This window comes from Tepidiforma sp. (assembly GCF_034432735.1).
Lineage (GTDB): Bacteria > Chloroflexota > Dehalococcoidia > Tepidiformales > Tepidiformaceae > Tepidiforma.
This window is the reverse complement of record NZ_DAOUBJ010000068.1, coordinates 1-4,453: the sequence shown is the minus strand read 5'-3', so window position 1 is coordinate 4,453 and position 4,453 is coordinate 1. Positions and strand designations below refer to the sequence as shown.

The window sequence follows — 4,453 nt, the reverse complement described above, 5'->3', positions numbered from 1 at the left end:
GGGCTGCGCGGTTGGTGCGGCGGTCCGGGCCGTCGAGTCGGTCGATTGGCTGGGCGAGATATCGTCGGGAAGGCGGATGCGAGTCGCTCGCCGGCTCTCCGTTTCACGTGAAACAGCTTGGAGTCGGGCGATCGGGCCTAGTCCGGCCGGGCGGGGGCTGCGACGGTTTCGGCCGGCGAACGTCGCCCCCGGCTTTCCGGGGTGGTGTTTCACGTGAAACGTCGAAGCCTTGGATGGGTTCCGCGACGTCGGGCGATGGCGAGCAGCGTGGGGGATCCATCGCGTGCCGGAGGGATGGCGCGCGATGGCGACGGGAGGGGGCGGGTCCCACGGGCGATCCGGCGGGTTGACGCGGCGGTCGCAGCAGGCGCGGGGGCCGTTCCACGTGAAACACCCGGCACGTCGATGCTCGGTCCGCGGCTTCGAACGGCGTGATGCGAACAAATGTTCTTCGTTCCACGTGGAACGCGCGGCCCGTAACGCCAAAGGCTGCTACCATCGCGCCGTGACCCGCTTCCGCCTCCTCGGCGCCGCCTCGCTCGCCGCCGTCGCCCTCCTCGGCGCCGCCTGCGTCGCCGTCACCAACCCCGAAGGTTGGGCCCCTCCCCTCCTCGCCGAACCCTCCGCCCTCTACCTCACCACCGACCACGGCCACCTCGTCCGCACCACCCTCGCCGACGATGGCCGCAGCGCGACCGCCGCCTGGACCTTCCCCGACAAGGACGTCAAGGCCGACGACAAGATCCGCCCCAACGCCGCCTACGGCACCCCCATCGTCGCCGATGGCCGCGTCTACTACGCCACCTTCGAAGCCGGTGTGTTCGCGCTCGACGCCGAAACCGGCCGCCCCGATTGGCCCGAAGCCGGCAAAACCAACGCCTCCGCCATCACCGGCAACATCGCCGGGGGCCTCGCCTACGCCAATGGCATCCTCTTCTTCGGCACCACCGAAGGCCGCCTCTACGGCTGGAACGCCGCCAACGGCGCCCCCGCCCCCGGCTGGGAAACCCCCCTCCGCTTCGACAGCGGTATCTGGGCCACCCCCGTCGCTATCGGCGGGACCCTCTACGTCGCGACGATGGACGGCCAAGTCCACGCCATCCGCATCGCCGACCGCTCCCCCGCCTGGCCCGCCCCCTTCACCGCCACCGGCGCCATCGCCGACCTCGTCGCGCTCGACGATGCCCGCCTCTTCGTTCCGAGCATCAACCGCCACGTCTACATCCTCGATGCCGCCACCGGCGCCCTCCTCGCCGACTACCGCGCCAAGGATTGGGTCTGGACGGCACCCGCCCGCGACGGCGACCGGCTCTTCTTCGGCGACTTCGGCGGCAATGTCTATGGACTCGACATAAGCAAGTCGCCACCGGCGGAGCTCTGGCCCCCCGCCTCCACCCAGGGCCACCGCGTGAAGGCTGCCCCCGTGATCGTGGATGATGTCCTCATCGTGGCCGACCGGGGGCCAGTGGTGACCTTCATCGATGCGCGCAGCGGCGAGGTGCTCAACCGCGTCCCGATCGACGGGGCGGGCACGGTGCGCGCCAATCTCCTCGCCGCTCGGGGCGGCGCCTACGTCCTCACCACGAAGGGGCGCCTCTTCTTCGCCAATCCACAGAACCGCTCCGTCGTCGAAGTGACGGTCACCGGGGTGAAGCGCTGATGGGCGAGCTGTTCACCGTTGCCCTGCTCAACCCGATGGTGAACCTCCTGGTTCTCCTCAACAACCTCCTCTTCGGTTCCTTCGGGCTGGCCATCATCGCCTTCACGATCCTCGTCCGGGTGGTCACGTTCCCCCTCACCTATCGCCAGCTCCACGTGACCCGCCAGATGCAGGCCGTCCAGCCGCGCATCCAAGAGATCAACAAGAAATACAGCGACCCGAAGCGCCGCCAGGAAGAGATGATGAAGCTCTACCGGGAATCGGGTGTGAATCCGCTGGGCTGCCTCGGGCCGATGCTCATCCAGTTTCCCATCCTCATCGCCCTCTACAGCGCCGTCCGGATCGCCCTACCGAATTCGCCCGAGGCGCTCGAAAAGCTCTCGAGCCACGTCTACGATTGGGCCTACCTGCAGCACGCCCTGCCGATGCGGGAATTCTTCCTCGGGATGGACCTCCGCCACCCCAACCTGCTCATGGTCGTGCTCGTCGGGGTCACCACCTACCTCCAATCGAAGACGACCGTCACCGTCAGCACCGATGAACGGGTCCGCCAGCAGCAGGCCATGATGAACGTGATGTTGCCCCTGATGTTCGCCTTTTTCGCGCTCCAATTCCCGAGTGGCGTGAGCCTCTACTGGGTGGTGAACAGCATCGTCGGCATCGGCTTCAACATCCTCATCTATGGCTTCCAGCCGCTCGGCATCGAACCGTTCTTCAAGGTCCGCGCGCCGCAACCGGCGCCCGCGGTAGTGCCCGCACCGGCCGCTGCCGCTGTACCATCCGCTCCAGAATCGAGGACACCTACCCATGGACCAGGCCGAAGCAAGCGGCAAAACCGTCGAAGACGCCCTCAATAACGCCCTCGCCATCCTCGGCGCCACGCGGGACGAAGTCGAAATCACGATTCTCGACGAAGGCAAGAAGGGCGGCCTCTTCAGCCGCGGCCGCGATGCCGTCGTTCGGGTCACCCGGATCGCCCCAGCCCGCGCCGCCGCCCAGCCCCGCTCGACGCCCGCGGCCAATGGGCCAGCGCCCGCCAGCCGCGGCGACCGGGCCGACCGCGACCAGCGGCCCCGCCGTCCGCGCGGCGGCGATCCCCGCGCCACCGGGGGCTCGAGCCGCGTGGTCGAGCCGGTGCCGCCCCGCCTCACCGATGCGGACTTCCTCCGGCCCGGCGAGACCCCGCCCGAACGCCCGGCCCAGCCGGAACGCCCTCGGCGTCCGCGCCTCGAGCAGCCACGTCCCCAATCGGAGTCCCGCCCGGCCCGCCCTTCACACCCCATCCGGCCGAAACACGACCATCCCTACGTCGAGCCGGACATCGACGCCGAGGAGGTCGATTTCGCCGCCCAAACGGTCGACGACATCCTCCGCATCCTTGGCATCGACGCCGAGATCTCGATCCGCGAACCGGTGACCCCGGGCGATGGGCTCGGCTCGGTCCTGGCCGTCATCGATATCCGAGGCGACAACCTCGGCGTCCTCATCGGGCGCCGCGGCAATACCCTGGTGGCCCTCCAGTTCCTCGTCAACCTCGCCCTCGCTCGCAAGTACCCCGGCCGGGGCGGCGTCACCATCGATATCGAGTATTACCGCCACCGCAACGAGGAGCGCATCGTCGAGATGGCACGGCGGATGGGCGATCGTGTCCGTCAGACGGGCTCCCCGATCACGCTCGAACCGATGTCCGCCGCCGAGCGGCGGATCGTTCACCTCCAGTTCGTGGACGATCCGGAGCTGGAGACGCACAGCATCGGCGAGGGCGAAAACCGCAAAGTCGTCATCAGCCGGAGAGGCGGAGGAGGCTAGCCACGCGCGCGCTCGTCGCCGGCAACGTCGCGCTCGACCGCACCGCCGATGGCGGGTGGGCGCCCGGCGGACCTGCGCTCTACGCTGCGCTGATGGCGCGAGCCCTCGGCTGGGATGTCACCGTCGTCACCACGCTCGAGCCCGCCTTCCCGCTCGGGATCCTCGATGGGCTCGAGGTCCGCGCCGCGCCGGGCACCGTCGCCCGCTACGAAAACCGCTACGACGCGCGTGGCAACCGCACGCAGCGCCTCCTGGCACCGGGGAGCGACTTGTACCTCGTGCCCCACCTGTCGCCGGGCGAAGCGTTCGACCTCGTCTTCTACGCCCCGGCCTACCACGAATTCCGGAAGGCGCCGCTCCGCTTCCGGGGCGCGCTCGTCGGCGTCTCGCTCCAGGGCGCCCTCCGCAGCACCGACGGCGAGGGCCGCGTCATCGCCAACCCGCGGCCGTTGGAGGCAGCCCGCGCCCTCGTCCGGCCCGGCTGGTGCGCCTTCCTCAGCGAAGAGGATACCGCCGCCCCCGAGGCGCTCGCCGCCGCACTGGCTACCGGTCGCACGCTCGTCGTCCTGACGCGTGGCTACAACGGCGCTACACTGTTCGAACTGGATGGCAGCTCCACGAGCTATCCCGCTCTGCCCGCCGAGGCGTCCGAACCGACCGGCGCCGGCGACTGTTTCGCCATGGCGTTCATGGTCCGCCTCGCCGAGACCGACTCCGTCGACCAGGCGATGCGGTTCGCGCTGGCGGCCGGCGCCCTCGCCGTCGAGGCGCCCGGGCTCGCTGGCATCGCGAACCGCGCCGCCATCGAAGAACGCATGACCCGGGAGGCCGCCTGATGGGAGCTCGTATCGTCTCGCTCGTCAATCAGAAAGGCGGCGTCGGCAAGACGACGACGGCTGTTTCCCTCGCCGTCGCCCTCGCCCGCCGTGGTCAGCGCGTCCTCCTCGTCGATCTCGACCCCCAAGCCAACGCCACCAGCGCCCT

5 protein-coding genes are annotated in these 4,453 nt (G+C 69.6%); all 5 read left to right on the top strand.

Translation table 11 applies throughout. The features are described 5' to 3' along the window. Positions 1–505: 505 nt before the first annotated feature. Complete coding sequence (locus tag VAE53_RS06855; RefSeq protein ID WP_322818623.1) at positions 506–1,660, top strand: PQQ-binding-like beta-propeller repeat protein; 1,155 nt, start codon at positions 506–508, stop codon at positions 1,658–1,660. Further along, positions 1,660–2,517, top strand: a complete 858-nt coding sequence (locus tag VAE53_RS06850; RefSeq protein ID WP_322818622.1) for a YidC/Oxa1 family membrane protein insertase — start codon at positions 1,660–1,662, stop codon at positions 2,515–2,517. The genes VAE53_RS06855 and VAE53_RS06850 overlap by 1 nt, the downstream gene beginning before the upstream one ends. Further along, on the top strand, positions 2,468–3,469 hold the full coding sequence (gene jag / locus VAE53_RS06845) for an RNA-binding cell elongation regulator Jag/EloR (protein WP_322818621.1): 1,002 nt from the start codon (positions 2,468–2,470) through the stop codon (positions 3,467–3,469). The genes VAE53_RS06850 and jag overlap by 50 nt, the downstream gene beginning before the upstream one ends. Positions 3,470–3,561: 92 nt before the next feature. Then, positions 3,562–4,305, top strand: a complete 744-nt coding sequence (locus tag VAE53_RS06840; RefSeq protein ID WP_322818620.1) for a PfkB family carbohydrate kinase — start codon at positions 3,562–3,564, stop codon at positions 4,303–4,305. Beyond that, on the top strand, positions 4,305–4,453 hold a 149-nt coding region (locus VAE53_RS06835; RefSeq protein WP_322818624.1), incomplete at its 3' end, for an AAA family ATPase. The genes VAE53_RS06840 and VAE53_RS06835, both read left to right, overlap by 1 nt.

What these genes read in the sequence shown, in the direction of transcription:
- jag (WP_322818621.1), top strand. Translation starts at nt 2,468, where the DNA reads ATGGACCAGGCCGAAGCAAGCGGCAAAACCGTCGAAGACGCCCTCAAT.
- VAE53_RS06840 (WP_322818620.1), top strand. Translation starts at nt 3,562, where the DNA reads ATGGCGCGAGCCCTCGGCTGGGATGTCACCGTCGTCACCACGCTCGAG.
- VAE53_RS06850 (WP_322818622.1), top strand. Translation starts at nt 1,660, where the DNA reads ATGGGCGAGCTGTTCACCGTTGCCCTGCTCAACCCGATGGTGAACCTC.